Origin of the sequence: Streptomyces sp. NWU339 (genome assembly GCF_003143855.1) — a bacterium.
Classification (GTDB): Bacteria; Actinomycetota; Actinomycetes; order Streptomycetales; family Streptomycetaceae; genus Streptomyces.
The window spans coordinates 93491-118693 of the sequence record NZ_QFRK01000020.1; the positions used below are offsets into that span (position 1 = coordinate 93491).

Here is a 25203-nt window from a genome sequence, read left to right on the forward strand (position 1 = left end):
GGCCATCCCGGGCGGCGGGTGGCTAGCGCACGTACTCGGCGCGGCGCTTGTCCTCGAGGCGGCGCTTGTGCGCCTTCAGCTCGTCCTCGGTGGGCTTGCTGCGGGTGACGTCGAGGAGGGCGGCGTCCGGGCGCTGCGGGCCCTCACCGACCTCGTCCAACGTTCCGTCGATCTGCCGGCCCCTCCACATGGCGCGCTTGGCGTCGGCGAGGGCTGCGGCGTCCTCGTCGGAGCGGGCGACCTCGCACGAGGTGACGCGCACCTTCACCTGCGGGTCCTTGTCCTCGCCCTCGGCGTGCCCGGTGTACGACTTCGAGGTCAGTTCGACGATGGCGAAGACGACCATGCCGGGCTTCTCGAAGAGGCCGCGGCGCTGGGCGCGGGACAGGCTGGTCTCGATGGCGGCGGCGGCCGAGTCGAGCTTGACCTCGGGGACGTCGGCGGGGGTGAGCTTGGGCATTGCGTTCCTTCCGGGTTCGGTGGTGCTCGGGTTGGGGGTCAGGAGTCGCCCGCGATGGCCCGCAGCTGCTCGATGCCCTGCTGGCCGCTGCGGACAAGGGCGATGGCGGCGGCGTAGCCGGGGAAGGCGACGGCGAGCCGCTCGGCGTTCTCCGTGTCGGCCGACGTCCAAAGGCTCAGCAGCTTGGTGGCGAAGGTGCTCGGCGGCCATCCGCCCAACTGGTCCTGCCACAGCACGTGCGCTGCGGTCTCCATGGGGATCTCGGTCTCCTCGTTCCACTGCGTGGCGACGTGGTGGAGGACGTGAGCGGCGGCGGGCTTGCTGAGGCCCTTTGCGGCGGCCTCGATGGAGACGCTGCCCTTGGTGGCTCCGGGGCGGATGATGACGAAGGCGAGGGCGTCACTGCCGTCGATGGCGACCATGGTCGTCTCGGGCTGGTTGGTCATGTGGTCGGTCCGTTCTGGTGGTAGGCGTCGGCCGCCTCAGCGGCCTGGATGGCGAGCGCCTCTTCGGCGCAGACCTTGTGCGCGGGCTTCATGCGGCGGTCCCGCAGATGGGTGGGGAAGCCGCAGTACCGGCAGGGGAGTTCGCGGTCAGACCAGTGCGACGAGTCGCGCCAGTCGAGGAGCTGGCCCGGCCGGTACTCGGGGTCGACGGGCGGGGCGCGGCGGCGTCGGCGGGCGGTCACTGAAGCGCCTGGTAGCCGAGCGGGTCCTCACCGGGGGCCAGGCCGCGGACGACGAGGACGAGTTGCCCGCCCTTCACCACCCGGCCGAGCCGCATGTCCGGGCCGACGACCCGCGTGTGGTCGTCGTCGTCGAACAGGCCCGCGTCCACCAGCCCATCGACGGCGGCTTTGAAGGACGGATAGAGGTTGGCCGGGTCCGCCCGCCGGTTGGAGCCCGGGTGCACGATGCCGAGGATGTGCGCGCGCTGAAACAGCGGGCCCGGCTTCGCAGCGGCGAGCGCATCCATGAGCGTCGGGCACTCGCTCACGGCCTCCATGGCTGCGTCCCGGATCGCCTTCGTGTACTCGGCCTTCCGCCGGTGGTGCAGTCGCTGGTTGGCGTTCAGCAGGAACAGCCCGGTGGGCAGGGGGATGACGAACGGTGCGGGCCGGGGCCCGGCCGCCGTGGTGGCGGCCGGACGCTCCGGGTCAAACAGGGTGGTCACTCGGTGCCCCCCGAGTGCGGCGCGCTGGTGAACGGGCCGTGCAGGGTGACCGTGCGACACGTCCAGCAGACACGGCCCCCGGTCCGCAGGAAGGCGTGCAGCCGGTCACGCTTCTCGGCCGGGCAGTACGCGGTGTCGTTGACGGTGGTCTCGGTGGCCTCGACGGGTCGCGGCTGCGCGGTGGGCGGCACGGAGTCCAGGCGGCGCGGGCGGTGCTTCCCGTTGGGGGCCACGATCTGCCGCACTATGCGGCCAGCACGACGCAGCTTCACGCGGTCGCCCCCGATCCCGGCTGACGCGCGGCCGGCCACTCCGTGGTGCCCTCGGCGGCGGGCGCGTGCTGCTCGGGCTGGGACGTCGGCTGTGTGGTGCCCTCGGCGTGCTGCTGGGTGATCTCGGCGACGGTCACGCGCTGCTGCGGGAACTCCTCGTCGATCGTCACCTCGCCGCGGTTGATCGACTGGTAGACGATCTGGAGCTGTGCGACGTCGAGGTTCAGCCACTTCTCGGTCGGCCGCCCGCGGTTCTCTTCGAGCTGCTGGACGGTGACGCCGATGTTCTCGAAGGCGGTGACGGCGTCGGCGATGCGCTGCGCGAGCGGCTTGTCACCGGGCCCGTTTTGGAGGGTGTGGTTCGCAACCTCCTTGGCTTCCTCGCGGTACCAGTCGGGCAGTACCGTGAAGATCATTTCGCGGAGGCGGCGGGCGCCGTTGTTCGTGTTGTTCTCGTAGACGTCCCGCGGGTCCTCCAGCGGCTTCCGCCCCGACGTCTTCGTGAAGCGGGCGTGCGGCACGACGAACGTTGTGGACGCCCGCTCGTTGGACTCCAGGTCCCACGCCCACGCCTGCATCTCGGACTCGCCGGCCGCGTCGTCGCGGCGCAGCTCGTTCAGGCCGTGGTGGATGTTGCCCCAGCAGCGGGCCAGTTCCTTGGCGAACTGAATCGTCTCGCCGGTGACGTTGCCGTCGCCGCGGTTGAAGCGGAAGAACGAGCGGGCGGCGAGGGACTGCTGCCGGAACGCAGACCGCATCTTGCGGGTGGCGGCCTCCTCGTTGCGGGGGAACTGGCGGGCCACGATCACTGCGGCCTGCACCTCGGCGACCGCGCGGGACTGCTCAACCGCGGTGCCCTGCCCGATGAACGACGGGGCGGGCGCGGCCGGGGCCGCGAACTGCTGCTCTGCTACGGGGTAGTTCACAGGTACTCCAGGGAGTCTCGGGTCTCGGCCCAGCCGGGCAGGGAAAGGGGCACGACGTCGTCGCTGTAGCCGGGCCAGTAGCCGGTGGCGGTGCAGTGCGCGAAGGTCTCGAGGGCGCGCCGGTTGCGGGCTGCGCCGATACGGCGCGCGGTGGCGTTGACCTCGATGACGGTGATGACGTACGGAGCGGCCTTCTCCTGGCAGACGAAGACGAACGCGGCCTGGTCGTCAGCGATGTCGAGGGCGTGACAGGCGGACCGGTACCAGTCGTCTTGCTGGTGGTAGCCGTACTCCTCGATGTCCTTCTCGAGCTTCTCGGGGTTGGCCGACCGGCAGGTCTTGTAGTCGGGAATGATCAACCGCCCGGACCGAGGGTTGGGCAGCCAGTCCAGGCGCGCCCTGCGCATGACCCCGGTCTTCTCGTCCCGCCAGAACAGCGACTGCTCGGGCTTGCCGTGCTCGGGGTCGAACAGCAGGGAGGCGACGGGGTGACGGCGCAGGGCGTCCGCCATGTCGTGCACCTGGTCGTACTCGGCGCGCTTCAGCGGGATCGCCCCGGCGGCGCGGGCCTCGGCAACCTCGGCCTTCGCGACCTTCGTGTCCCACCGCTCGTAGTCGACGAGGCGCAGCTCGGGCCCGTTGCCGAGGACGAGCTTGTGGGCGGCGTTGCCGATGTCCCACACCTTCTTCACCGGCTGCGGGTTGTCCTGCTCGTACCGGAAGATCGCCGGGCACGAGGGCGGGAGCAGCTTCCGCGCGCCGCTCGAGGAGAGGGCGTACCGGTGGGAGTGGTACGTCTCGTTGGTCATCTCGTAGATGCCGGGCTCGGTGATGGGGGCCGGGCCGGCGGCCGGGGCCTCGAGGGCCCCGGCCTGCGCGACGGTCGTCATACGGCGCCGTCCTTCCTGGTGGTGAGGGTGTAGAAGCGGCCGTCACCCGCGCCGTGCTTGGTGAGGTGGCCGCGGCGGGCCAGTTCGGCGAGGTCGCGGCGGGCGGTGCCGCGATGGACCGGTCCGCCGGTCGTGCGGCGCATGGCCTGCACGCTGCCGGTGGACCACTTGCCGCCGTGGGTGCGGATGGTGTCGAGGAGCTGCGCGAGGCGGGCCTCGTCGCTGAACTCCTCGGTGGGGGCGCCTGCGTGCATGCGCCCCGTGGCGTACCCGGAGCGGTACACCGGGTCCGTCTCCTTGTCGGCCACGGCCATCACGGCGCGGGCGAACCGCTCGAGGTCTCGGCGGTCTGTGAGCTGGGCGTGGGTGTCGGCGTCTCGGAGGGCGGCGACGTACCGTTCGATCCGCTCGGCGGGGTAGTTGCGGGCGGTCATCGGCTCTCACCCCGTTCGGCGGTGTCGGCCCAGTCGCAGCAGGTCCAGTCGTCGGCGCCGAGGGCTGCGAGCTTGTGGCGGCGGACGCCGTTGTGGGGCGGCCCGTAGCGCCAGCCGATGGCCTGCTGCTCGCCGGTGTCCGGGTCCGCGCTGAGGGCCAGGCACTCGAAGCGGAGGTCGGCGCAGCGGCGGCTGCGGTAGGTCCGGCCGGGCTGGAAGAAGGCGGGAGTGGCATCGGCCCCGACGGGGCTGCTCTTCTCCTCGGCGCGGGCGGCGGCGTCATCTCCGGCGTACTGGTGCAGCAACCGCCGCACCTCGGCGCGCTGCTGCTCGGCGGGGCCTCCGTCGTGGACGACGACGTGCAGGGTGCGGGCCAGACCGCGCAGCATCTCCAGCTCGCCCGGGTACGACTGAGCGGTCATCGCGCACCACCCGTCTCCACCAGCACGCGACGCTCCCGACGCTGCGCCCGGTACACCCGCCAGTACTCGGTGTTCGCCCGCCGGCACGGCGCGCACCGGCAGCCGTGGTTCTTGTACGTCGATGTCTTGCCGTGCCCTGCCCAGTCAGCTGCGGTCGGGTCCTGCTTCTTCGATTCCCGCCACTCGGAGCACCGCTGCCGGTGTGCCTCGCGGCAGTCGTCGCAACGGCAGCCCTTCCTGTACGTGCTGTAGTGGCCGTGTCCGTGGTCGACGGGCGGGCGGCCGGGCTTGCGCTTGGGCGCCGACGGGGTGAGCCCGAGCATGCTGAGCAGCTGGCGGCAGTCGTCGGCGTCCTGGGCGTGCTCGGCGACGACGAGGAGCACCGTGCGGGCGCTCATCGGGTGACCTCCTTCGTCTCGAGGTGCCAGGCGAGGAGGAGCAGCAGCGCGGCCAGCTGGAGCCGGGCCTTCTGCGCCGCCCGCTCGGCCGCCGCGTCGATCCCGTCCACGACCGCGCGGGCCGTGTCCAGCGACGGCAGGTCCCGGGCGGCGAGGTGGACGACGAGGAGCGCGCCCGGCAGGTACAGGGCCGAGCCGATGGCGGCGGCGGTGAGCCACTGGGTGGGGTCGGCGGCCATCACTCGTCACCTTCCGGGTCGTACTCGGAGGCGACCTCCAGCGGCGTGACCACGTAGCCCGTGCCACGGATCAGCCCGCCGGTCTCGGCCGGGGTGATGTGCAGCTCGTACTCGGCGTCGGGGCCGATGTCGTCGGCCACCCAGCTCATGTGCTGGATCGACCCGGCGGGCTCCTCCTGCTGCACCTTGGCCTCGCAGTGCGCCTGTGCGGCCTCGCGGCTGGTGTACAGGCCCATCACGATCGAGTCGTGCTGCGCCCGGTAGGCCGTGCCCTGCGCGGCCTCCAGTTCGGCGACCCGAGCCCGCAGCTTCTCGATCTCGGCGTCCCGCGCGATGACGTGCTCGTGCAGCGTCCGGGCCCGCTCCTGCTCGGCACCGGCGGGCAGTGCCGCACGGAACGAGCGGATCATCTCCTCGACTTGCGACAGTGCGCCCTCGGCTTCGGCGGTGTCGGCGGCCATGCCGATCGCGCACAGGAAGTTGTCGAGCGACTTCGCGTCGAGGAGCCGGGCCCACGCCAGCGGCGACACCTCGTGCTCGCCGAGCCGGGCCTGCGCCTCACGCAGCAGCCTGTCCAGCGTCTCCGCCCGCGACTTCTGCGCCTCGAACGCCGCACGGTAGTGCGCGGACTCGGCGGCGGTCTCCGGCGACTGGAGCATCTGCGCCGACTCCAACGCGAACGCAGCCTGCGCCGCCAAGTCGTACGCCGGACCGACACCCCATGCCGCGTCGATCACCTTCTTCGCCCCGAGGGCGAGGGACGAGATGCTCATGCCGACACCTCGTTCGCGTCCGCAGCCGCCTCCAGCACCGCAACCGCGCTCTCGGTGGTCCGCGACTCGACGTCGCCCCACGCGTCGACGTGCGCCTCCAGGTCGAAGATCCCGCCGAACAGCGGGCCCTCCCCGTCGACCTCCAGCCGCAGCGCCAGCACGGTGATCGCCTCGTCCGCCAGCAGCGACGTGCGGTGCGGGTCGTCGGTCGTCACGCACTTCAGCGCGGCCACGATGCTCATGGGGCGCAGGAAGTGCGGGACGCACATCTCCCGGTCGAACGAGTCCGGGACGAAGTCGCCCTTGTGCAGGCCGTTGGTGGCGATCAGCCGAGCCGCCGCGCGGAACACCGCACTCACGGTCGACGGCCGCGCCAGCGGCGACTCATGCAGCGGGAGAACCCTCCTGCTGCTCTGCAACAATGTGCCCATCGGGGCCTCTCTTTCTCTGGTTGGTTGGGGCGCCGAACGAGGGGTCACCAGGCCGGGAAGTCGGGTGGCCCTTCGGCGCGTTGTGGGGTGGGGGTCAGACGCTGACCGGCTCGGCGGCCTGCGTGGCGTGCCAGGCGCGGACCGCCTCCGGGTTGAAGCGCCGGCCTCGGAACGCCGTCGGCTCGACGGGGCACCCCTTGATCACCCACTGGTTGACGGTCCAGTTCGAGACGCCGTAGAGCGCCATCAGCTGGGCCGTGGTCAGCAGGGGGGAGAGCCCGGTGGGCGCCAGGGTCTGCGTGCGCTCAGCGAGGGTCTGAGTCGCCATCGTCTTTACACCTTTCAACCGTGTCAGTAGTAATGGTGGGCATGGCGAAATGGTGCTCGAGGGGTTCACCGAGCGCGGCGACTATCAGCTCGGCGGTGCGCTGCCGACAGACGTCGACCGCCCACCTGCCGCGACCGGTGACCTTGACCACCGTTCCGAGACTCACGCCCCGTCCGCGCTTGTCCACCTCCCGGGTTCGGGCAGCGAGACTGGCTTGGGTCAGCCCGCGACGCCTCATCGCGTCTCTGAGTGGCTCGCCTTCGCCCTTGCGGATCAGGGTGGTCATGTGTGCCTCGCGCAAGTTGGGGACTGCTGCGGCGGGTCGCCCCGCCGTTGCTACGTTTCTACCGTAGCAGTATCAGTGAGGGCAAGTGAGTAGCAGTGAGTTTCAGTGAGGGTGGCGCTAGTCGAAAGGGTGTTCTAGCGTGGGTGCATATGACACAGGCGACGTCGCGTGACGGGGAGGTCACGCGCGGCGTACATAACGCGCCACGCTTCTACTTTCGCTTGCGAAAGTAGAAGATCAACAGGCACTCTAGGAGAGTGACAGACCAGGAGCGCACCGAGGATCTGGCGCAGCTTCTCGCACGGTTGAAGTCGACATACGACGTCAACGAGTCCGAGATCGCGCGCCGCATCGGCGTCGCCCCCGCCACCGTCAACGCCTGGGTACACCGCCGCCGAGGCGCGGGCGGCCGAGGCGTCAAGCGCGAGAGCCTCCAGGCACTTGCCGAGGCCTTCCCGAAGTTCACCACCGAGGAGATCTTCCGCGCCGCCGGCCGCGAGTCGCCCGGCCCTCTCTCCCCCGACGCCGAGGCCCGCATCCTCGACCTGTGGCGCGGGCTGACCGAGGAGCAGCAGCGCGCGAAGGAGATCGAGATGCGCGCGCTCGGTGAGGCGAACCGCACGGGACGCTGACCCCCCGGGGACACCACTCCAGTCACACCAGTCACACAAGACTTGTTTACCCACGGTGAAGTTTTATCGACAACTTGTTCAACAGTAGTCGAAAATCGCCTCACGCGGGGGTACGGTCACACCCGTAGCCGGTGTCCTCCCCCGCCGGTTGCAGGTCCCTGATCACCTGCATTTGCGGGGTGTGCATGTGCGTGTCCGTTGTATACGTTCTGCCCAGTGCGCGTCCGGCCTTTGACGCCGACGCCCGCACCATCCAACTCCCTACCGGTCTACCGCTCGCCCACGCGGTGACGCTCGTCCGCGCGATTCTCACCGAACTCGTGGTGCCGCAGCCTGAGGCCGGTGCAGTCTGCTGGTGCGGGGATCCCGTCGACGTGATCCCCCTGATACCCCAGCAGAAAGTGGGCGAACAGGTGGTGAAGCATGGGGCGTAGAGCCTCGAACAACCCGCGGCAGATCCGCAGCAAGGTGTGCGGCTGCATGGAGTGCATGGAGAAGTACCCGCCCGGCGAGCAGTACAGCGACCGCCGACGGCGCCGCGACTGCATCGGCCCGTGGCAGGCCCGTTACCGGGACCCGTCCGGCAAACAGTGCGCGAAGAACTTCCCGATCAGCGAGGGCGGGAAGAAGGCAGCCGAGGCGTTCCTCGATGACGTCCGCTCCCGAGTCCGACGGCGGGAGTACGGCGACCCCAAGCGCGGTGAGATCACCCTCGCGCAGTGGTGGGAGCTTTGGTGGGCAAGCCAGCCCGAGCGGGCCGTGACCACCCGGAACCGCAAGGAGTCCAACTGGAAGGTCCACGTCGAACCCCGCTGGGGGAAGTGGCGGCTGTGCGACCTCGAGCACATCGAGCTCCAGGCGTGGCTGACGCGCGAGGTGCGGGGCTACCACACCCGTAAGAAGGTGCAGGAGCTGCTGAACCAGATGCTGCGCGCCGCGGTGAAGGACGGGAAGCGCATCCCCTTCAACCCGGCCGCCGACCTCGAGGTCGGCGAGGCGCCGAAGAAGCACCCGGACGACCTGCGCCCGCCGAGCTGGGATCAGTGCGCGCTCATCATCGAGCAGCTGCCCATGTACTACCGGCCGTTCGTCGTGTTCCTCCAGCACACCGGCATGCGGTGGGGTGAGGCGACCGCGCTGCGCTGGGAGAGCGTCGACCTCGAGGCGCACCACCTCAAGGTAAAAGAGGTGCTCAGCGAGGACGACGGCCGGCTGTTCCGCAAGGCTGCGCCGAAGTCGGCTGCTGGTTTCCGGACGGTGCCGGTCCTGCCGGCCTCGGCCGACGCCATCCGCACGATGGTCGACCGGTGGCGTCCGCCGCGGTCGGTCACGCCCATCGGTGAGGACCCTTACGAGCTGCACGCCGAGGAGCTGGTGTTCCGCGGCCCCCAGGGCGGCACGCTGACGCGGCACAACTTCAGGAGGGTGTGGGTGCCGGCGATTCAGGCCGCGGGCCTCGCGCGACAGGTCACAAACCCGGAGACGGGTCGGGATGAGTGGTGGCCGCGGGTGCACGATCTGCGGCACGTCTTCGCCACGCGGCTGAAGGATCTCGGCATTCCGGAGAAGGACGCGCAGGCGATCCTCGGTCATGAGCGAGGGTCGAAGGTGACGTGGCTGTACCAGCATGCGCCCGAGGACGTGGCCGCTCGAGTCCGCGCGGTCATGGCTCCGGAGACCGAGGGTGTTCGAACACTCCGGGCGGTGGCGGGGTGAGAGTCCACGGGAGTCCACTAAGAGTCCACAACGCCCCCTCATTGATCCTCACTGAGACTCACTGAAACCTGTTTGCGCAGGTCACGCCCCTGTTATCGTGGACTCACTGCCCCTCACGGGAACTCACTGAGGCTCATGATCGCTTTACGTTTTCTCCTAAAGCGGGTGTCGCAGGTTCGAATCCTGCCGGGGGCACCAGCCAAAAGGCCCCGGACCGATCATGGTCCGGGGCCTTTTGACGGCAGCATTTGACGGCAGTCGCCGCTCAGGCGGCCGGTCGGCGTCGCCTAAGCAGGCGGTCCATGTGGCTGATCGCCTCCCGCTGGGTGTCGTGCACGACGTGTGTGTACACGTCCATCGTGATGCTGATCTGACTGTGTCCGAGGATCTCCATGATGACGCGCGGAGCGACGCCGGCCGCCGTCAGAAGCGTGGCGCAACCGTGTCGGGCATCGTGCAGCCGGACCACCCGCAGCCCAGCATCGGCAGCCACCCTCGTGAACGACCGGTAAACGTTCCGAGGCTCCACCGGCCGACCGTTCCTCGTGGCGAACACGTAACTCTGCTCTGACCAGACAACTCCGGTCCGCGCGAACGCTTCCCGCTGCCGTAGCCGGTGCCAGCGAAGCGGCGCGATGCACAACGCGGGCATCGGGACCACCCGCTTACGGCGGCTCTTGGGGTCGTCGTCGTACAGCGTGCCGCGCCGGCGCTGCGTCTGCTGACGCACGTGCAGCACCCGGTTGTCCAGGTCGACGTCCGACCAGCGCAGCCCTACCAACTCACCACGCCGCAAGCCCATGGCGATGGCCAGGACGAACGCGGCGTACAGCGGGTCTCGCCGTGCCGCCTCGAGGAAGGCCAGCGTCTCCTCCAGGGACCAGGGACTGATCTCGCGCTGCTTCACCCGGGGTGGCTCCACAAGCGATGCGACGTTGCGCGTGATGAGTTCCTCGCGCACAGCTGCCGTGAGCGCGGTGCGGAGCACACGGTGCGCTTCTTTGGCGGTGGCGGCCGTGTGGGTGTTCTGCATGCGCGTGATGAACCGGCGCACGTCGGCGACGCTCAACGACTCCAGCCGCTTGGTTCCGAGCAGGGGCACGAGGTAGAGACGCACATGCGTCTCGTACTTGTCGTACGTGCTGAGCTTCCGGCGCGGCTCGACGTAGTGCGCGAGCCAGTACGGCAGCCACTCGGAGAGCTTGGCGGACCGGGTGGGGGTCGGGATGCCCTGGCGGTCTCGTCGCACCAGTTCTTGGCGCTTGGTGTCGCACTCCTCCCACGTGGCGCCGTAGACCGTCTTGCGCTTGCGAGTGCCATCGGGCTGGGGGACGTAGACACGCGCCTCGTAGCGGCCATCCTTGCGCTGCCAGATGCTGCCCGCGCCGTTGGGGTTCCTCTTTCGGGGTGCCATCAGGCCGCGTTCTCCTCAAGTCGGTGGTGCATGTAGCTGCGGACCGCGTCCACCGGGATGCGGCGGGCGCGGCCGGACGTGTAGCTCGGGAGCTGCTTGGAACGGATGAGGTCGTAGACCTTGCTGCGGCTGAGCCGAAGCGCGGTCATGACCTCCGGGACAGTGAGCGCTTGAGGCTCGGTAGGAACGGGGGTGAGCACGTCGGAACCTCCGGGCACGGGGCTGTCTGTCCGAGGTGGGGATTTCTGCGTCACCCGCGTCATCTGCGTCATTCAGGCGTTTGACCTGCGTCTTTCGGGTGACGCAGAGGATCGGGGGTGCGTCATCGGTGACGCAGGCCGTCCGTCATCGGTGACGCAGATGACGCGGGGTGACGCAGACTTCGCCGTCCTGCGTCACCCCTGTATGCGCAGGTCACGGGGCGTTTTCCGGCCCTTGGTGACGCAGGTGACGCAGCGTTTCCCACTTAGGAAAAAAGGAGGGGGTGTCTGTAGTGGTGCGGCGCGGCTCAAGGCGTGAAGAAGGAGCCGCTGCGCGGCGCGACCAGCGCGGGGCGGCGCCGCCGCCGAACAGCAAGAGGAGCACGCCTGGCCGGTGGTGCTCCTCTTGCTTGTACGGCGGTGCCGGTCAGAGCGTCTGCTGTTCGGGCGGGGGCGCGGAGGGCGCGCGGGTCATCTCGAGGTAGCGGCCCGCTTTGGTGCGGCCCGAGTCGATGAGGACACCCCTCGCGGCCAGGGTCGGCTGAAGACGCTTGAGACGGTCGGAGAGGACCTTGCCGGTGGTCGGCCACCCCTTGGGCAGCGGACGGAAGTCCTCGCCGCTGTAGAGGCGGGTGAGGCAGTGCAGCCACTCCGTGGACGTCATCCGCTGCCCTGCGCCCGGCTCGAGGTCGGCGGCATGCCGCAGGACGGTCTGCGCCAGCAGGTCGCCCTCGATCACGTCGTCGTTCAGGTCGTCCAGGCTGGCCCGGTACGCGGCGAGCGCCCCGAAACCGGTCGCCGCGTCGAGCTGCGCGCACAGGTGCGCGAAGTCCGCCATCCGCAGATCGGTCGGGGTCTCCGCCTCCACCGCGCGGACCTTCACCGTGAGATCGAGCAGCGACCCAAGAACGACCGGCAGCACCTCCGCGTACTCCGCCCACAGCTCCGCCTCGGTGCGCCGCACCCGGGGCCGCTCCAGCCGCAACGGCAGCAGCCGTTCGGCGAGGTCGGGCCGGATGACGCCCACATCGATGCCGGTCAACAGCAGCGGGCGGCGGTAACGGGCCCGGAACACGTCCCCGTCGGTGAACAGCGCGCGCTTGACGTTCTCGGCGCCGGTGACGATGCAGCACATCGCATCGGACAGGTCCGGGGTCATGTGGGAGAGGTTGTCCAGGGCGGTGACCCAGCCCGCGGCCACGGCCGCGATCAGGTTCTCCTCGTCCTTCGGGGCGCGGCGCAGGTCGCCGCTCATGCCCTCGATGATCCGCACCAGCATCCGCCCGCCGGTGGACTTGCCGGCGCCCTGCGGGCCGGTGAGGAACGGCGCGGGCACGGGCACCGACGGCCCGAGGCAGCCGATCAGCCAGGCGATGGCCAGGCACTCGGTCTCCGCGCCTGCGAAGTTGCACAGCCGCAGCAGCAGGTCGATGCCCTTGCCGTCGGTGTCCTTGGCCGGCAGGGGCAGTTCCCCGGTGAGCTGGGTGCGCCGCCAGCACACCTCGCGCGGGTCGGGGACGGCGATGTCCCAGCCGGTGGGGTGGATACGGACCGACCGCCCGTCGTCGCGGCCCAAGTCCAGCCACGTCGCGCCGTCGAATCCCGGCGCGACGCGGATGTACACGGGCTGCACGTCCTCGGTCAGCGCGAGGGCTTCGATCAGGTCCAGCGCCTCCTTGAGGGCGGTGCCGTTGAACACGCCCACCCCGTCGCGGAAGAGGCCGACCATGAGTTCCTGGCGGTGGCTGCCGGTGGTGCCCTGGGAGCGGATCGGGCGGGCCACGGGGTGGCCGTTCTTCTGCGCGTACACGGTCCCGTCGGCGGTGCGGAAGTACCGGAAGTGCGCCTGTGCGTAGTCGGTGATGACCTCGCGGGCCGGCGTCTTCTCGTCGTCGGCCATGGTCACAGTCCCAACCTGGTGCGGGCGTTGGTCCACGCGTCGGTGCAGTGCCGCGGGGTTTCGCCCCTGGTCTGCGCGGCGGTGAACAGCCGCGCGACGTGGGCATCGGTGAGACAGCCGCACCGGCCGTGCGTGGACAGCACCGCCAGGAACGTCCGGTACACGGTGGCGTGCACCGCACTGCGGGCCTCGGTGATGCGCTGCTCCGCCATGGCAATGCCCCGGTCCAGGTAGGCGGGCGTGCGGTGGCGGCACGCCCCGCCCCCGACTCCAGCGGGCACGGCGACGGCCTGCGGCGCCGGACGGGCCGGGGAGGGTTCCTGCACGGCCAGGGCGCGGACGGCGTCCGGCAGGGCGGTCATGGTGCCGGTGCCGGGCCCGAGATAGCGGGCGTAGGACATGGCCGACTTGATGTCGATGCCGGGGCGGACCGCGTTGTGCGACGTCATGGCGCCCCGGTAGATCCAGTGCTCACCGCGCGTCGTCTTCACGGCCCGGGTGGCGGGCAGGGCGGTGCGGGCCCATGCGATGGCCGCCGCGTCGTCCAAGTCGACGACCGTCAGTCCGGCGCCGCCGGGGTGATAGGCGACACAGACGGCCCGCCGCCATGCGGCCGTCCACGACGGAGAGGCGAGGACGGCCGGGGCGGTGGTGGCGGCGGCCCATGCGTGGCAGACACCGGGGCACCGGCACGGGCCCGCGCTCTTCATGTTCGGCCGGCCGCCACAGGCGCCGCCCGCGCATGCGGTGCAGTTCCCGAACGGTACCTTCCCTTGTCGCAGGGGCAGCACCGGCACGCCGGTGGCGGCCAGCGTCAATGCGGTCCGTAGGGGTTCGGGCAGCCGCGGCCGTGGGCCGGGCACTCGCCGGATGGTGGTGGGTTGGGTCATGCTGGGAGACCTCCACAGGTCAGTTGGACGGCAGGTGGACAAGGGCGGCCCCGGTTCTTGGCGGAATGGGGGGCCGCCCTTGGCGTGGCTACTGGTCGGTGTCGGGGTGGTGGTCGGCGGTCACGTACAGGCGCAGGTGCTTGCCGTCGCGGGTGGGGTAGGTGCGTACGGCGCCGGTGGTGAACGTGTCGTTGAGCGCGGTGGTGATGCGTTCGGTGTCGGCGGGGTCGCAGATGACGCGGATTTCGAACACGAAAAGTCCCTTCGAGAGGGGTAGGTGCTGGGGATGGCGGAGCGTCAGCGGGTGGGCGACGAGGCCGACCCACGGCGCCGGCGCCGATTACGGTGCTGGCTGGTGGCATTGGCCGTCATGGGTGCCCTGTACGGGCTGGGCACCGTGTACTGGCATGTGGTGACAGGTGAGTCTTGGGGTGACTCGCTGGCGTTCGCGCTGACGCTGACGATCAGTGCGGTGGTCGGCCAGTGGATCGCTGCCGTCATCCGACGCAGGGCCGGTCGAGACGACGGCTGACCGTCAGCCGTGGAAGTGGTTGCGCTTGAACACGGCCCGACGGATGTTCACCGTGGTGCCGCCCTGGTGGCTGCTCGCGCCCAGGACCTGGACGGCGATCCAGCCGCCGAAGATGACGGCGGCCAGGATGATGAGCTGGGTGATGAACGCGGTGAGCGCGGCGATGAACGAGGTGAGCAGCAGCAGCCCGCCGCACACCGCGAGGAAGCCGACGCCCCCGAGGGCGACGTTCACCGCCGTGCGGGACACGGCCGGCGGGGCCGCGACCGGTGCGGGGCGGGTCGGGTCGAGGGCGTAGCCGGTGACGACACGGCCGTCCGGGAGGACGATGCTCGCCACCGCCGGCACCGTGTCCGGCTGGATGGGAACGACCGGCGCCGGGTGGACGACGGCGGGCGGGAGCGGGGTGGGCCGGTGGACTTCCACCGCCCGCTGTGCGGGCCGTTCATGGGTGTGGTCGGGGTACATGCGGAATCCCTTCCGGTAGTTGGCCAGGGAGGCAGAGACACCCCCTTGTGGGGGCGCTGTGGAGGGGGGTTCGGGGGGTCTGACCTGCGGGCCTCCCTGCCTCCCTGAACGATCATTTGCGCTGGTCAGGGGCAGGGAGGCGGGTCAGGGAGGCGGGCAGGGAGTTCTCCCTGCCTCCCTGACCCGTCGCGGGCCGGCTCCCTGTCATCCGTCGGCGGAAGCGGAACCCTCGCCGTCGCGGTGGACGAGGGCGCGGGCGACGCGGTCGCGGCCGACGACCATGCGGCCGTCGGACTTGTACGGCCCGGCGCCGGCGTCCTCCAGCACGCGCTTGAGGTCGCCGGGCGTCCACCGCCCGTAGGCGTCCTCGTTGAGCGCGGACAGCCGCTTGAGCACGTCGGCGGTCAGCACCCGGGAGGCGGTGCCGAGGACGGCGGCGATGTCGGCGAGCGGATCGTGTTCCTCGCCGCGCTCGATCACGTGCAGCGTGGTCACGCCGTCCCGCAGGGCCTTGGCTCGCTCGGCGATCTCGGTCGCGGTGTCGGTGTCGATGTAGTGGGTGCGCACCGTGAGGGAGGCCTGGCCGGCCGGGATGGCGATGCCGTCGGAGGCGACCACGACGGTGCCCTTGTCCAGCCCCGGGCGCAGCAGGTTGGGTGCGGCGCCGCCGTCGACGGCCTTGTCCCCCAGCGCCATGCGGGCCTGCGACTCGGTGCCCAGGGCGAGGGAGGCGCGGGTGTGGGCGCCCTCGCGCACCAGCTTGGGCAGGTTCTGGTCGGTGGGGTCCTGGGTGCCCTGCCACAGCAGCACGTTGACCGCCCGGCCCTGGTTGTGAATCTTGCGGGCGGCCATGAAGTACCGGGAGGTGGCCTTGGAGCCGCCGTAGGGGCGGGAGTCCTCGTCCTTGACGGGGCACATGAACGCCACCTGCGCCTCGTCCACCAGCAGGATCAGCGGCGGAAACGGCGTGCCGGGCGGCGCGGTCAGGCGGCGTTCCATCTCGGCGACGCCGCCTTCGAGCATCTCGGTCGCCTCGATCACGTGGTCATCGGTCGGCCCCTGGATCAGCACGGTGGCGAGCCCGTCGAACATGGCCCAGTCCCCGGCGCCCTTGAGGTCCGCAATGCGGAACTCCACCGCGCGGTCGAGGGCGAGCCACAGGGCGAGCGCGCGCAGCGCGGCCGTCTTGCCCTGGTTCGACAACCCGGTGATCAGCAGGTGGCGCTGGTACAGGGACAGCGCGGCGGCGTCGCCGCGCAGGTCCTGGCCCCACGGGGCGCGGCCCTTGGCGTAGTCGGCGGTCAGCGACTCGTCGACGGCCAGCGGGGACGGGCCGATTGGCTCATCCAGCGCCCCGGAGTCGGCCACCCACAGCCGCACCGTGCGGGCCGCCTGGGGGATGGTGATGAACACCTCGTGTTCGTGCCGGGTGAGGTTCTCGGCGAGCTTGCGGCGCTTGTTCTGCACCTCGTTGGTGGACACCCCGGAGGGCAGCGTCACGTCGACCTCGATGCCGCATCCGGCGATGCGGATGGGTCCGAGCATGGAGGCGCCGGCGTCGCCCATCTCCTTGATGGCGCGGGCCAGGGCGGGCACGCCGAGGTCGCGCAGGGCCTTGACCACGATGGACGGGGTGATCGGCTCGCCCTCGCCGTTGCGGACGTTGGCCGGGAGGGCCCAGGCGGGGGCGGCGTGCTGCTTGCGGCCGACGGCCCACAGGGCGAGCAGCGCGAGGAACGGGCCGATGGTGAGCGCCGGGCCCCAGACGACCTGCACGATGCGGATCAGCAGGGCGATGAAGTCGACGGTCGCCGACAGCGGGGTGATGACGTCGCCGACGTGGCCGGTGTGGAGGGCCATGACGACGCCGAGGGCGACCAGCACGCCGACGCTCATCCCGGCGCCGACGGCCACGCCCTTGGCGGCCTCGACCGGGGAGTGGAGCAGGTCCATGCGGCGGTGGTGGCGGGCAGCGCGGAAGCGCTGCAGCCGGTCTTCCCACTCTTCGGCCGCTTCCAGGTTCCCGGCGGCTTCCGCGGCCCGGATCATCCGCTCGTAGCGGGCGCCGGTGCGGCCGTCCCAGGTGCGGCGGGCCGCGATCCGGCCGCCGTTGAGGGTGTAGAGGCTGTGCCGGGCCACGGCGCGGGCGGTCGCCCGGGTCGTCTCGTGCGTGGCGGCGGTCTTCACCGCGCGGCCGGAGCGGACCCACAGCGGCACGGGCGCCACCGGGGCGGGGTCCGGGACGACCGTGAGGACGGTGGGGGCGGTGTCCGGGGTCGGGGGGTCGGTGGGCTTGTGGAGGTGGACGACGTTCTCGGACATGCTGGGAGTGCTCCTGACTGCCCCGACAGGGGTGGGAGTGAGGGAGAGCCGGGGTGGCCGGGTCCGTGGAAAGAGCGGCCACCCCGGCGTGATGGCTGGTCAGAACCAGCCGGACGACTTCCGCTTGGCCTTGTCGCGGGCGGCCTCGGTGAGGAGCCGCTGACGCTCGCCGTGCAGGGCGGTCAGTTCCGCGCTCAGCCGCATCTCGGCGGAGTTGCCGGTGGCGTCCATGCGCTGCTCTTCACGACCCGCGCTGCGGCCCCGGGCCACCTTGTAGCCACCGGCGGCCAGGGCGCGGGCCATCGCCCGGCGCTCGCGGCCGTTCAGCGGCCACCACTCGCCCCGGCGGACCGCTTCCAGCTTTTTCGTGGTCGCCTGGATCGCGCGGTCCAGGCGGCGGATGTCGGCGTTGCGCATGGTCAGACGCTCCTCGGAGGGTCGGCGGGGTCGGGGTAGGCGCAGGGCACGCACATGCCGAGCGCGGCGGGGATGACGTAGCCGGCATCGCGCCGACAGGCCGGGCAGGTGCGCCGCGCGCGGTTCGCGGCGGCGAGTGCCGCCCACCGGCCCGGCGTCATCGGGCGGACCGGTTTGGCGGCGTCGATGCGGTAGAGGTGGGCGACCAGCGGGCCCCGGCGGCGGCGTGGCCGCTCCAGCTGAGCGGCCACCTCCTGACCACCGGGGCGCAGGCCCTGTGCCCGGAGTTGGCGGCGGGTGGCGTAGCCGTCCGGGGCCAGCCGCCAGCGGAACACCGGCAGCGCGGCCATCAGGCGACGCGCTTCCACGCGGCCCGAAGCCGGACCTCGGAAGCGGCGTGCCCGGCGGCCCGGAAGCGGGTGGCCATCTCCCGGTAGGACAGGGCCGGGGACTCGCTGTGGCGGATGTCGTCGACCAGCGCGGCCAGGGCGTCATCACTGAGCGCGGGAGCCGCCTCCAGGGACAGGGCGACCACCGGCTCGGTGGGCCCCCACACGGGCAGCTCCCAGCGGGGTGTGACGTCGGGTGTGACGCCCCTCGTCACGCTGGTCAGCGCCCTGCCGGTGTCCTCCCCCTCCCGCGCCGACTCCAGCGTCGACCACGCCCGAGCAAGGGTGTCGGCGGTGGTGGCCTGGACGCGGGCGACGCGGGCGCCGGCCTCGGTCACGGCCGTCAGCCGGGTCTCCTCGGTGGCCGCCTCGGCGCGCAGCCGGGCGCGGGCCACGGCCGCCTCGTCGCGGGCCTCCTGCTGAATCCCCCGGATGGCGTCCAGCGCCCCCGGGGTCAGCGCGGTGTGCTCCCACAGGCCGTGCACCAGCCACAGCGCCTTGGCCGCGATGGGCAGCCAGGCCACGGCCAGCCACGCCCCGGCGGAGTGCTCCGCGGTCAGGGCGTGCGCGACCAGGACGGCGGTGGCGAGAAGGCCGAAGGACCAGCCGACGGCGGTCACCGTGCGGTTGTGGTCGCCCTGCGCGGCGAGGCGGCGTTCGTAGGCGAGGGTGGCCAGCCATCCCCCGTCGATGCCGAGACCGACGACCAGGGCGACGGGCCACGGCATCGCCATGCCCAGCCACATCACGACCACGGCGAGGGTGAGCACCATGGAGACGGCCGTCATGGCGACGGCCGGCAGGACGGTTTTGGCCCTCATGCGGCGTCCCCGTTCCGACCGCGCACCGGGACGGCGGCGATCAGCAGGACCGCGGTGGAGTCGTCGTCGGGGTCCCGGCTGTCCTCCGTCCAGGACCACGCCGCACCCGGCGCCACCTCGAAGCCGAGGGAGGCCAGGGCCGCCCGGCGCTCCGCCACGGTGGGCACCGGCCCGGACCGCTCCCACCGGAACGTGGGCCAGTCCGGCACTCCGTACAGCACGACGTACAGGCGCCACGGCCCGCCGTCGCTCGCCAGCTGCGCGGTCAGCGTCTTCACGCCGCACCCCCGGGCAGGCTCGCGCCGGCGGTGGTGCTGTTGAGCAGCGCGACCCGCGCGGCCAGCGCGCGGCGGCGGGCCCGGCGGATGCGGCGGGCGTCCAGCTCGGTCGGCGTGCGGTCCAGCGTGGTGATGTGCGCGTCCAGCAGGTCGACGTCCGCCAGGATGACGGGCATCTCCCGCTCGATCGCGTCCAGCTCCGCATCCGTCGGTTCCATGAAGTCGGCGAACGCGGTAACAGCGTCCTGAACAGTGACGATGTGTTCCATGGGTCGTGGTCTCCCTAGCAGGTGAAACGGCCCGAACAGCGCCCCGGAGTGCCAGCTCCGGGGCGCGCGCCGTAGTGGGGTGATCAGCCGCGCCGAATGCGCGGTGCGGTCGCTGAGAGCGGCCGGAGTGCCCCGGGCGAGATTCGATCTCGCGCCCTTCACGGCTGGTTGCCGGGGCAGCAGTGCATCTCCTTCGGGAACACGGGCTCCCGTTGTAGGCATATGGAGACGTTGGCCTTTCGGCCTAGCCATCCGGTTGACCAGGGGTCCGGTTCCCTCGGCCCGCTCTGTCCCGGGCCCCTTGAGGCTGCAAGCAGCCCCCATGCCATGCATTTGTGCAGGTCAAGCAGTCACGGCTGGGCCTCCCCGGCATGCTTAGGGGGGGTTGCCATCGCGCTTGATAGGTACCGTAGGCAAACCCGAAGCTGTGTGCAACCCCCTCTCGCGATACTCTTGCTAGGCCCCCTAGGCGAGGCGATTGGAGAACCGTGCAGGACGACATGAAGCAGGTCGCGGAGATCGGAGCCCCGGTCGAGCGAGCCAAAGCCGCCATCGACCTGATGGCGACCTATCAAGGGCGGGTGCTGGAGCTCTCCCGCATCCGTCGCGAAGCCATCGAAGAGGCGCAGGCATCCGGCATGACGCAAGCCGAAATCGCCAAGAGGCTCGGTGTGAGCCGAGGCCGGGTCGGGCAACTGGCGTCCGCTGGACCGCCCCCTGAGCGGGCGTTCTTCGGTGCCGACCTGGTCACCGTCTCGCTCGGCGGCAAGTACGAGGCAGGCAAGGGCCCCGACGAGAACCCGAGCGCGGTCGTGGTCCGGGAAGATCTCGACAACTTCGAGCATCTGCGCAAGCTGCTGGGTGGCATGAAGCTCGAGGCGCAGTACGAGGTGATCCCGCCCACCGGCATCGTCAACCTGAACCGCGACAACCACGTGGTCATCTGCGGTCCGCGACTGTCCCCCATCGTCGCTCAGGTGCTGGAGGGAGACGACAACCTTCGGTTTGAGAAGGACCGTGCTTGGCACCTGGTGGACCGGAAGGCAGGCAAGGAGTACCGGTCTCCACAGGACGAGGACGGCTCTGCGGGCGACTTCGGTTACCTCGGGCGGCTCCCGCGTCTGGACGGACGTGGGACCTTCCTCTACATCGCCGGTATCCACGCCATCGGCGCGAACGGGGTGGTGCATTACTTGGAGCACAACTTGGCAGAGCTGTACCGAGAGGTCCGTACGCGACGCTTCTCGACTCTCATCTCATGCCGCTACAACCCCGAGACGCTCGAAGTGCTGGAGAGTCGACGCGTCACCCCGCTGTACCGACACGAGGGCTGAGAGAATGCGCGTCGCCATAGACACCCAGCCCGGCGGAGCCGCCCCCAACGAAGACTGGGTGGTTGGCACGCCGACGCTCGCCATCGTGCTGGATGGGCTCAGCACGGCGGGGCTGGACACGGGATGCCGCCACGGCGTCCCGTGGTACGTGGCCCAGCTCGGCAGTCAGCTTGTCGCAGCGCTGGCGAATCCAAGTTCCTCGCTCTCGGAAGGCTTGGCGGGTGCCCTTGAACGGGTGGCAGCGCTGCACCCCGAGTGCGACTTGGGTAACCCCGGAACGCCTTCAGCAACGGTCGCGATTCTTCGACAGCAGGACGGATTCCTCGATCACCTGGTCTTGGCGGACTCCCCCATCGTCCTCGAAGGGCGTCAGGGCTTTTCCGTACTCACTGACCTGCGTGTGGACGAGGTCCTGCCCGAGTTGCGGGCCGAAGTCGAGCAGTACGAGACCCACACACCGGAGCACAAAGAGGCCCTACAGCGATTCGTGACCGCACAACGGCAGACCCGCAACACACCGGCCGGCTACTGGGTGGCGGCCGCCGGTCCGGAAGCGGCGGAGCACGCGCTAGTGGGCAGTACCCCCATCAACGGCGTACGGGCGGCAGCGGTCCTGTCCGATGGCATCTCGCGTCTCGTCACGGAGTACGCCATGGCGACCTGGTCCCGCGTCTTCACGACGCTTCGGACCGGAGGACCGCGCGAGCTGATCGATACCGTCCGCAAGGTAGAGGCCACAGACCCGACGGGGCGACGGTGGCCACGCTACAAGTCCGGCGACGACGCTTCCGTTGCCTTCTGCCAGTGGTGATAGCGGCTAGTCAGCGAGGAGCGGCGCCGTCTGACGGGCCAGGACCCCGGAGCGATCCGGGGCCCTGCCGTTTCAGGGCGTATACCAGCGAAGTGCAACAAAGAGGTTGAGGTCGAAGAGTGCCAGCACACAGGGATGCTCGGCGAGAGGTGGCGCGTGGCGACGTCGAACGTCTTGCGGGCCCCCCGTCGGGGGTGCGGAACTTTTCGTTGCGGTCGGCCTCAGCATGGATCGGCATGAGCTGCAGGAGGCCGGACAGCTCGATGACGCGCGGGTCGTTCGCATCGAGTCCCTTCCACCCATTGGCCATCACGAGGTGACAGGCCAGGATGATCTCATCGCGGGCCCAGCCAGGCTGGAAAGGGGCGAAAGGGATGCGGTAGAACCTTCCCTGCTCCATCAAGGCCCGCGCACAGCGCGGGCGCGCGCCGCCTCTGCGGCGCGGCCTGCCTCCTGTCTTCGCCCCGGCTGGCCGCGCCCGGCGGCGCGCTGCGTGCAAGCGGGCAAGGGCGGGACGTCATCCGCGGACACAAGATGATGCCTCCGGCGGGGGATCGGCCGGCACCGGGATGGAGGGGGCGCCATTTCCGACTGCGGGCACGTTGGGGCGTGCGCGGGAGCTCCCATCCCGTCCACCGTCGACCCAGGCAGAGCCGAGCAGACGCGGCCCAGGGGCGTCAAGGTCGTTCGTACAGTGGCGCGCTCCACCTTGACGCCCCTGAACCACGCCCGCTCCACGGTGTGTGGGTCGACGGCGGACGGGATGGGAGCTGGGGTGGGTTGTGAGGTCGGTTCCGCCTAGATGGGCCTGAAAGACCACTCAGGGTCGTGGTACCTGGAGCTGGGCAGGATGGCAGCGTGAAGCGGGTAGAGCCGAAGAAGGCTGTGAGTCAGAACCAGCCTGTCGTTCGAGGCGTCCGGAGAGAGCAGGTAGGTGTTCGGATCTTCGTCCGGGCCCTGGCCTGTGCGCCAGCGGTACGGCTGCTTGCTTCCCATGATCCTCATGGCGGGTTCGTTGGGATCATCGTCGTGGCCCAGGTAGTAGCCGGTGGCGACATTGCGCAGGGTGTAGGTACCCGATTCGGGCCTCACCTCCCACTGCTGTTGCCTGGTCCCGTCCGGCGGCAGCACTACGATGGGCCTCCTTTCGCCCACGTGGGCCACGTGGGCGAGGTGCCCGCCAGGACCCAGGAGCGTGAAGGTCCCAGCGGAGATGAGCTGGTCGGTAGCCATACGCCGACTTCTCCTTTCTGTGATCTTTCGGTGACTGTTTGTAGTCACCATTGGCAAGATACCGGCTGACTTCAAGGAATTGATCACTGCTTGTTGCAGTGTCGCCGTACAGGGTCACCCGCTCAGGCCCGTGTCTCACCACCGAGAACGCAGCAGGAGGACGCGCGTGCCCTCCGCGTGCCCGGTTGAGGGGTGCCACGCGGGAAACAGCGGGGAGTGATGGCGACCGCCACGGAAACGTGCACGTCAGTCTTGTGGCAGGTCAACCCGCGTCCAGTTACGCGATCTTCCAAACAGGTACTCCCGGGCTGGGCTGCCGAGTTGACTGCGTCGTTCCACCACCGATGTACTCCCCGCATGGCAGGAACAGATGACGGACAGTCACTCGAAGCTCACCCCGCTGTCTCCCGGTCTGTGGCCGCGGCGCAGGACTACGTGGAGGGGAGGCTGTCCCAGTACCAGAAGTGGTACGACAAGAAGGCCGTTAAGACGAAGGCCATGCATCTCCGGATGAGGACGCTCTCTGTCGTCGGAGGAGCCCTGGTCCCCGTGTTAGTCAACCTTGACCTGTCATTCGCCAAACTTACCGCTACGGTGCTGAGCTTGATCGTTGTCGGCTCCGTCTCCCTGGAGAGCGTGTACCGCTACCGCGAGCAGTGGAAGAACTACAGGTCGACCGAACAACTCCTCGGGCATGAGCGGATCTACTTCGAAACCAAGGTGGGGCCCTACTCAGATCTCTCGGAGACTGAAGCATTCACGACCTTGGTCGCCCGTGTAGAGAGCGCAATCGCCAACGAGAACTCTGCAACTCTCAACGTGATGACCTTGGGCGGCCAGGTAAGCACTGACGTTCAAACACCGCCCGGCATCCCAGGTGCCCGGCGAGAGCGCCGGTAGACCGGGCGTGCCACTCGTGTGCCAGAACAGGCGGGGACTCACGGGGAACAGTGGTACGCACGGGCACAGCCGGCTGATGCCATCAAAGGCAGGAAACTCGCAGGTCGCGCCCGCCGCCACCCAACCTCGCTCCTAAAGCGGGTGTCGAGGGCGCCGGCACTATCCCAAAGAGGCGCCCCATGCGCTCCGCTGTCAGAACCTGGTGAGACCGGTCCCGTGAAAGTGGTAGTGCACCGACCAGCCCAGGCCCAACCCGTTGGCCCCGGTCTCGTGCATGGCACGATGCCCGATCACGGACGAGCACAAGGAGATCCCATGAACGATCAAGGCACCCCTGGCTCGGCAGATGGCTTCAGGGTCGTCGCTGTCGATGCCGACTGGCCGGAATCACGGCAGTTCACGGGTAGCGGCTACAACCGAGTCACCGGCGACATCCATGTGTACCTGTGGTTCGGCTCTCCGCACTTCGACCCCCAGGTCGAGCACGTCACGGTCTTCAGCGCCTCCTCCGGCAATGCAAAGGCCAGCGAGGCCCTGGCGGACGCTTTGGAGGACTACTGCCACCCCGGGGAGGGACCTCCGGCCAGCCTGCCGGCCTCCGAACCCGTCACCATCACCGCAGAGGGGAAACCCGTGACGTTCGAACTCTGGCGGAACAGCAGCAACCCTTACTGGGTCGCCCGGGGCCGTGTCGAGAACACCGAAGTGGTCCTGTCCGGCTCCGAGATAGAACCCAGCGAGCTGCGCCTGGTCCGCGTGAACGACCTGGCCGCGTACTCGGCCCCGATCGCGTTCCTCCCGGACCGGGAAGCGATCTCCGTTGCCATGGGAAGCGATCTCCAGGCGGCGGGGCCCAGCCGGCAATTGCAGCTCGAGGAGGCGGACACCGCGCTGCGGGCCCTGCGCGACATCGCCGCCCGGAATGCCGCCCTCGGGGGACCCAGCCGGGAAGTGCACGGCGAGGAGGCGGACACGGTGATGCGCGCCCTGCGCTACCTCGCCCAGGACGCCGCCGGCCCCGCGGGAGAATTGGGAGCAGAGAGCTGATCAGCTCCCGCCGCCCTGGCCCACTCCTCGAAGGCCGTCGGGCTCTCGGGGCCCGCGCTCCGCTGACCGACGATGTGCTGGGTCACGACGACCGCGGCAGCGGCGGAGAGGATGACGTGCAACCTGTGCCCCGAGCGAGTGCCTGGACCATACGCTGAAGCCGGCGTGAGTCGTGACCGATGCCGGAGGAAGTGCTGGTGTATCCCCGGGCATGTCAGCAGCTCTCTTGAGCGGATCGAGCGAGGGCAGTGACGGCAGCGCTGACGGCAACGACGGCGGACGGCAGCGGCATTCAGCGGTCCGGCACGGTGCCGGCATAGGCCGATCGGGCGAACTCACCAAGGCTTGCCCGCATCTTCTAAGAAGCTGTTGTCTTTTCGATCTTGAGCGGTGGTGGTCGAACGCGGGTTCCCGGTCGGGTGATCCTGCCGGGGTGAGGGCATGAAGGCAGGGCCTCCTGAACAGCTCGTGGGTGTCGAATCCATAGAGCAACAGGAGGCCCTGTTGTCACAGTCTTCCGTGCTGGTCCCGGACGAGTCCAACTCGGCTGCTCCATCGTGTGATTGCCTCGCGCACGTGTACGGCAACGCGGCCGACC

35 protein-coding genes and 1 tRNA gene are annotated in these 25203 nt (G+C 70.0%); 9 read left to right on the forward strand and 27 right to left on the reverse strand.

What is annotated here, in order from left to right:
• Window positions 1-22: 22 nt before the first annotated feature.
• From DIZ27_RS23215 to DIZ27_RS23280, 14 genes are all read right to left on the reverse strand, one after another.
• Window positions 23-460, reverse strand: a complete 438-nt coding sequence (locus DIZ27_RS23215) for a hypothetical protein (protein WP_109380372.1) — start codon at window positions 458-460, stop codon at window positions 23-25.
• Window positions 461-498: 38 nt separating this feature from the next.
• Window positions 499-906 carry a hypothetical protein gene (locus tag DIZ27_RS23220; RefSeq protein WP_109380373.1) on the reverse strand — a complete coding sequence of 136 codons (408 nt, stop codon included), beginning with the start codon at window positions 904-906 and terminating at the stop codon, window positions 499-501.
• Window positions 903-1148 carry a hypothetical protein gene (locus DIZ27_RS23225; RefSeq protein WP_109380374.1) on the reverse strand — a complete coding sequence of 82 codons (246 nt, stop codon included), beginning with the start codon at window positions 1146-1148 and terminating at the stop codon, window positions 903-905. Before DIZ27_RS23225 ends, DIZ27_RS23220 begins: the two co-directional genes overlap by 4 nt.
• Complete coding sequence (locus DIZ27_RS23230; RefSeq protein WP_109380375.1) at window positions 1145-1633, reverse strand: hypothetical protein; 489 nt, start codon at window positions 1631-1633, stop codon at window positions 1145-1147. Before DIZ27_RS23230 ends, DIZ27_RS23225 begins: the two co-directional genes overlap by 4 nt.
• The gene (locus DIZ27_RS23235) at window positions 1630-1866 is read right to left on the reverse strand and encodes a hypothetical protein (RefSeq protein ID WP_146228982.1); all 237 of its coding nucleotides are present in this window, start codon (window positions 1864-1866) and stop codon (window positions 1630-1632) included. The genes DIZ27_RS23230 and DIZ27_RS23235 overlap by 4 nt, the downstream gene beginning before the upstream one ends.
• Before the next feature lie 35 nt (window positions 1867-1901).
• Window positions 1902-2831 carry a hypothetical protein gene (locus DIZ27_RS23240; protein ID WP_109380377.1) on the reverse strand — a complete coding sequence of 310 codons (930 nt, stop codon included), beginning with the start codon at window positions 2829-2831 and terminating at the stop codon, window positions 1902-1904.
• Window positions 2828-3721 carry a PD-(D/E)XK nuclease-like domain-containing protein gene (locus tag DIZ27_RS23245; protein WP_109380378.1) on the reverse strand — a complete coding sequence of 298 codons (894 nt, stop codon included), beginning with the start codon at window positions 3719-3721 and terminating at the stop codon, window positions 2828-2830. The genes DIZ27_RS23240 and DIZ27_RS23245 overlap by 4 nt, the downstream gene beginning before the upstream one ends.
• Window positions 3718-4155: a hypothetical protein gene (locus DIZ27_RS23250; protein ID WP_109380379.1), complete on the reverse strand. Its 438-nt coding sequence runs from the start codon at window positions 4153-4155 to the stop codon at window positions 3718-3720. The genes DIZ27_RS23245 and DIZ27_RS23250 overlap by 4 nt, the downstream gene beginning before the upstream one ends.
• The gene (locus tag DIZ27_RS23255; protein WP_109380380.1) at window positions 4152-4577 is read right to left on the reverse strand and encodes a hypothetical protein; all 426 of its coding nucleotides are present in this window, start codon (window positions 4575-4577) and stop codon (window positions 4152-4154) included. Before DIZ27_RS23255 ends, DIZ27_RS23250 begins: the two co-directional genes overlap by 4 nt.
• Window positions 4574-4975, reverse strand: coding sequence for a hypothetical protein (locus tag DIZ27_RS23260; protein ID WP_109380381.1), 402 nt, complete (start codon window positions 4973-4975; stop codon window positions 4574-4576). The genes DIZ27_RS23255 and DIZ27_RS23260 overlap by 4 nt, the downstream gene beginning before the upstream one ends.
• Window positions 4972-5214 carry a hypothetical protein gene (locus DIZ27_RS23265; RefSeq protein WP_109380382.1) on the reverse strand — a complete coding sequence of 81 codons (243 nt, stop codon included), beginning with the start codon at window positions 5212-5214 and terminating at the stop codon, window positions 4972-4974. The genes DIZ27_RS23260 and DIZ27_RS23265 overlap by 4 nt, the downstream gene beginning before the upstream one ends.
• Window positions 5214-5987, reverse strand: a complete 774-nt coding sequence (locus DIZ27_RS23270) for a hypothetical protein (protein WP_109380383.1) — start codon at window positions 5985-5987, stop codon at window positions 5214-5216. The genes DIZ27_RS23265 and DIZ27_RS23270 overlap by 1 nt, the downstream gene beginning before the upstream one ends.
• Window positions 5984-6418 carry a hypothetical protein gene (locus DIZ27_RS23275; protein ID WP_258308512.1) on the reverse strand — a complete coding sequence of 145 codons (435 nt, stop codon included), beginning with the start codon at window positions 6416-6418 and terminating at the stop codon, window positions 5984-5986. The genes DIZ27_RS23270 and DIZ27_RS23275 overlap by 4 nt, the downstream gene beginning before the upstream one ends.
• 94 nt (window positions 6419-6512) lie before the next feature.
• A complete protein-coding gene (locus DIZ27_RS23280) occupies window positions 6513-6746 on the reverse strand; it encodes a hypothetical protein (protein ID WP_109380384.1) in 234 nt (77 codons plus the stop codon).
• A 543-nt stretch (window positions 6747-7289) separates the two neighbouring features.
• On the opposite strand from DIZ27_RS23280, the gene DIZ27_RS23290 reads away from it, so the two are divergent.
• From DIZ27_RS23290 to DIZ27_RS45870, 4 genes are all read left to right on the forward strand, one after another.
• On the forward strand, window positions 7290-7664 hold the full coding sequence (locus tag DIZ27_RS23290; protein ID WP_109380386.1) for a hypothetical protein: 375 nt from the start codon (window positions 7290-7292) through the stop codon (window positions 7662-7664).
• Window positions 7665-7855: 191 nt separating this feature from the next.
• A complete protein-coding gene (locus tag DIZ27_RS45220) occupies window positions 7856-8098 on the forward strand; it encodes a hypothetical protein (RefSeq protein ID WP_146228983.1) in 243 nt (80 codons plus the stop codon).
• Complete coding sequence (locus tag DIZ27_RS23300; RefSeq protein ID WP_258308513.1) at window positions 8088-9380, forward strand: site-specific integrase; 1293 nt, start codon at window positions 8088-8090, stop codon at window positions 9378-9380. Before DIZ27_RS45220 ends, DIZ27_RS23300 begins: the two co-directional genes overlap by 11 nt.
• A gap of 85 nt (window positions 9381-9465) precedes the next feature.
• Window positions 9466-9578 (forward strand) — tRNA-OTHER (locus DIZ27_RS45870).
• Window positions 9579-9645: 67 nt separating this feature from the next.
• Here DIZ27_RS45870 and DIZ27_RS23305 read toward each other — a convergent pair.
• The 5 genes from DIZ27_RS23305 to DIZ27_RS45875 all read right to left on the reverse strand — a co-directional run bounded on the left by DIZ27_RS23305 (window position 9646) and on the right by DIZ27_RS45875 (window position 14037).
• Window positions 9646-10794 carry a site-specific integrase gene (locus tag DIZ27_RS23305; RefSeq protein WP_258308514.1) on the reverse strand — a complete coding sequence of 383 codons (1149 nt, stop codon included), beginning with the start codon at window positions 10792-10794 and terminating at the stop codon, window positions 9646-9648.
• Complete coding sequence (locus tag DIZ27_RS23310) at window positions 10794-10994, reverse strand: helix-turn-helix domain-containing protein (protein ID WP_109380390.1); 201 nt, start codon at window positions 10992-10994, stop codon at window positions 10794-10796. The genes DIZ27_RS23305 and DIZ27_RS23310 overlap by 1 nt, the downstream gene beginning before the upstream one ends.
• Before the next feature lie 427 nt (window positions 10995-11421).
• Entirely contained in the window at window positions 11422-12894 is a 1473-nt protein-coding gene (locus tag DIZ27_RS23315; RefSeq protein ID WP_109380391.1) for an ATP-binding protein, read from the reverse strand.
• 2 nt (window positions 12895-12896) lie between these two features.
• Window positions 12897-13784 carry a bifunctional DNA primase/polymerase gene (locus DIZ27_RS23320; protein WP_109380392.1) on the reverse strand — a complete coding sequence of 296 codons (888 nt, stop codon included), beginning with the start codon at window positions 13782-13784 and terminating at the stop codon, window positions 12897-12899.
• Window positions 13785-13872: 88 nt separating this feature from the next.
• The gene (locus DIZ27_RS45875; RefSeq protein ID WP_181383654.1) at window positions 13873-14037 is read right to left on the reverse strand and encodes a hypothetical protein; all 165 of its coding nucleotides are present in this window, start codon (window positions 14035-14037) and stop codon (window positions 13873-13875) included.
• 33 nt (window positions 14038-14070) lie between these two features.
• Here DIZ27_RS45875 and DIZ27_RS23325 point away from each other — a divergent pair, with 33 nt between their 5' ends.
• Window positions 14071-14316, forward strand: coding sequence for a hypothetical protein (locus DIZ27_RS23325; RefSeq protein ID WP_146228984.1), 246 nt, complete (start codon window positions 14071-14073; stop codon window positions 14314-14316).
• A 3-nt stretch (window positions 14317-14319) separates the two neighbouring features.
• Here DIZ27_RS23325 and DIZ27_RS23330 read toward each other — a convergent pair whose 3' ends face one another.
• From DIZ27_RS23330 to DIZ27_RS23360, 7 genes are all read right to left on the reverse strand, one after another.
• Entirely contained in the window at window positions 14320-14784 is a 465-nt protein-coding gene (locus DIZ27_RS23330; protein WP_109380394.1) for a hypothetical protein, read from the reverse strand.
• A gap of 204 nt (window positions 14785-14988) precedes the next feature.
• On the reverse strand, window positions 14989-17106 hold the full coding sequence (locus tag DIZ27_RS23335) for a cell division protein FtsK (RefSeq protein WP_109380395.1): 2118 nt from the start codon (window positions 17104-17106) through the stop codon (window positions 14989-14991).
• 99 nt (window positions 17107-17205) lie between these two features.
• Window positions 17206-17523, reverse strand: a complete 318-nt coding sequence (locus DIZ27_RS23340) for a hypothetical protein (protein ID WP_109380396.1) — start codon at window positions 17521-17523, stop codon at window positions 17206-17208.
• Between the two features lie 2 nt (window positions 17524-17525).
• Window positions 17526-17873: an RRQRL motif-containing zinc-binding protein gene (locus DIZ27_RS23345; protein ID WP_109380397.1), complete on the reverse strand. Its 348-nt coding sequence runs from the start codon at window positions 17871-17873 to the stop codon at window positions 17526-17528.
• Window positions 17873-18733, reverse strand: coding sequence for a protein spdB (locus DIZ27_RS23350; protein ID WP_109380398.1), 861 nt, complete (start codon window positions 18731-18733; stop codon window positions 17873-17875). The genes DIZ27_RS23345 and DIZ27_RS23350 overlap by 1 nt, the downstream gene beginning before the upstream one ends.
• Window positions 18730-19011 (reverse strand): DUF6303 family protein, encoded by a 282-nt coding sequence (locus tag DIZ27_RS23355; RefSeq protein WP_109380399.1) that lies wholly within the window; start codon window positions 19009-19011, stop codon window positions 18730-18732. Before DIZ27_RS23355 ends, DIZ27_RS23350 begins: the two co-directional genes overlap by 4 nt.
• Window positions 19008-19280 carry a DUF6284 family protein gene (locus DIZ27_RS23360; RefSeq protein ID WP_109380400.1) on the reverse strand — a complete coding sequence of 91 codons (273 nt, stop codon included), beginning with the start codon at window positions 19278-19280 and terminating at the stop codon, window positions 19008-19010. The genes DIZ27_RS23355 and DIZ27_RS23360 overlap by 4 nt, the downstream gene beginning before the upstream one ends.
• Before the next feature lie 488 nt (window positions 19281-19768).
• Between DIZ27_RS23360 and DIZ27_RS23365 the strand changes: the two genes are divergently transcribed.
• Window positions 19769-20614: a sigma factor-like helix-turn-helix DNA-binding protein gene (locus DIZ27_RS23365; RefSeq protein ID WP_109380401.1), complete on the forward strand. Its 846-nt coding sequence runs from the start codon at window positions 19769-19771 to the stop codon at window positions 20612-20614.
• 4 nt (window positions 20615-20618) lie between these two features.
• Window positions 20619-21425, forward strand: a complete 807-nt coding sequence (locus DIZ27_RS23370; RefSeq protein ID WP_181383655.1) for a protein phosphatase 2C domain-containing protein — start codon at window positions 20619-20621, stop codon at window positions 21423-21425.
• A 798-nt stretch (window positions 21426-22223) separates the two neighbouring features.
• Here the strand turns inward: DIZ27_RS23370 and DIZ27_RS23380 are convergent.
• Complete coding sequence (locus DIZ27_RS23380) at window positions 22224-22658, reverse strand: RICIN domain-containing protein (protein ID WP_109380402.1); 435 nt, start codon at window positions 22656-22658, stop codon at window positions 22224-22226.
• Between the two features lie 357 nt (window positions 22659-23015).
• On the opposite strand from DIZ27_RS23380, the gene DIZ27_RS23385 reads away from it, so the two are divergent.
• Both DIZ27_RS23385 and DIZ27_RS23390 read left to right on the forward strand, forming a co-directional pair.
• Window positions 23016-23558 (forward strand): DUF4231 domain-containing protein, encoded by a 543-nt coding sequence (locus tag DIZ27_RS23385; RefSeq protein WP_109380403.1) that lies wholly within the window; start codon window positions 23016-23018, stop codon window positions 23556-23558.
• A 315-nt stretch (window positions 23559-23873) separates the two neighbouring features.
• The gene (locus DIZ27_RS23390; protein WP_109380404.1) at window positions 23874-24605 is read left to right on the forward strand and encodes a hypothetical protein; all 732 of its coding nucleotides are present in this window, start codon (window positions 23874-23876) and stop codon (window positions 24603-24605) included.
• The last annotated feature ends 598 nt before the right edge of the window (window positions 24606-25203 follow it).

Coding starts and splice junctions, on each gene's coding strand:
- DIZ27_RS23325 (WP_146228984.1), top strand. CDS start 14,071: ATGGCGGAGCGTCAGCGGGTGGGCGACGAGGCCGACCCACGGCGCCGG.
- DIZ27_RS23250 (WP_109380379.1), bottom strand. CDS start 4,155: ATGACCGCCCGCAACTACCCCGCCGAGCGGATCGAACGGTACGTCGCC.
- DIZ27_RS23345 (WP_109380397.1), bottom strand. CDS start 17,873: ATGGCCGCGCTGCCGGTGTTCCGCTGGCGGCTGGCCCCGGACGGCTAC.
- DIZ27_RS23220 (WP_109380373.1), bottom strand. CDS start 906: ATGACCAACCAGCCCGAGACGACCATGGTCGCCATCGACGGCAGTGAC.
- DIZ27_RS23385 (WP_109380403.1), top strand. CDS start 23,016: ATGGCAGGAACAGATGACGGACAGTCACTCGAAGCTCACCCCGCTGTC.
- DIZ27_RS23340 (WP_109380396.1), bottom strand. CDS start 17,523: ATGCGCAACGCCGACATCCGCCGCCTGGACCGCGCGATCCAGGCGACC.
- DIZ27_RS23300 (WP_258308513.1), top strand. CDS start 8,088: ATGGGGCGTAGAGCCTCGAACAACCCGCGGCAGATCCGCAGCAAGGTG.
- DIZ27_RS23255 (WP_109380380.1), bottom strand. CDS start 4,577: ATGACCGCTCAGTCGTACCCGGGCGAGCTGGAGATGCTGCGCGGTCTG.
- DIZ27_RS23335 (WP_109380395.1), bottom strand. CDS start 17,106: ATGTCCGAGAACGTCGTCCACCTCCACAAGCCCACCGACCCCCCGACC.
- DIZ27_RS23315 (WP_109380391.1), bottom strand. CDS start 12,894: ATGGCCGACGACGAGAAGACGCCGGCCCGCGAGGTCATCACCGACTAC.
- DIZ27_RS23380 (WP_109380402.1), bottom strand. CDS start 22,658: ATGGCTACCGACCAGCTCATCTCCGCTGGGACCTTCACGCTCCTGGGT.
- DIZ27_RS23245 (WP_109380378.1), bottom strand. CDS start 3,721: ATGACGACCGTCGCGCAGGCCGGGGCCCTCGAGGCCCCGGCCGCCGGC.
- DIZ27_RS23305 (WP_258308514.1), bottom strand. CDS start 10,794: ATGGCACCCCGAAAGAGGAACCCCAACGGCGCGGGCAGCATCTGGCAG.
- DIZ27_RS23330 (WP_109380394.1), bottom strand. CDS start 14,784: ATGTACCCCGACCACACCCATGAACGGCCCGCACAGCGGGCGGTGGAA.
- DIZ27_RS23360 (WP_109380400.1), bottom strand. CDS start 19,280: ATGGAACACATCGTCACTGTTCAGGACGCTGTTACCGCGTTCGCCGAC.
- DIZ27_RS23270 (WP_109380383.1), bottom strand. CDS start 5,987: ATGAGCATCTCGTCCCTCGCCCTCGGGGCGAAGAAGGTGATCGACGCG.
- DIZ27_RS23265 (WP_109380382.1), bottom strand. CDS start 5,214: ATGGCCGCCGACCCCACCCAGTGGCTCACCGCCGCCGCCATCGGCTCG.
- DIZ27_RS23215 (WP_109380372.1), bottom strand. CDS start 460: ATGCCCAAGCTCACCCCCGCCGACGTCCCCGAGGTCAAGCTCGACTCG.
- DIZ27_RS23350 (WP_109380398.1), bottom strand. CDS start 18,733: ATGAGGGCCAAAACCGTCCTGCCGGCCGTCGCCATGACGGCCGTCTCC.
- DIZ27_RS23260 (WP_109380381.1), bottom strand. CDS start 4,975: ATGAGCGCCCGCACGGTGCTCCTCGTCGTCGCCGAGCACGCCCAGGAC.
- DIZ27_RS23320 (WP_109380392.1), bottom strand. CDS start 13,784: ATGACCCAACCCACCACCATCCGGCGAGTGCCCGGCCCACGGCCGCGG.
- DIZ27_RS23370 (WP_181383655.1), top strand. CDS start 20,619: ATGCGCGTCGCCATAGACACCCAGCCCGGCGGAGCCGCCCCCAACGAA.
- DIZ27_RS23280 (WP_109380384.1), bottom strand. CDS start 6,746: ATGGCGACTCAGACCCTCGCTGAGCGCACGCAGACCCTGGCGCCCACC.
- DIZ27_RS23275 (WP_258308512.1), bottom strand. CDS start 6,418: ATGGGCACATTGTTGCAGAGCAGCAGGAGGGTTCTCCCGCTGCATGAG.
- DIZ27_RS23390 (WP_109380404.1), top strand. CDS start 23,874: ATGAACGATCAAGGCACCCCTGGCTCGGCAGATGGCTTCAGGGTCGTC.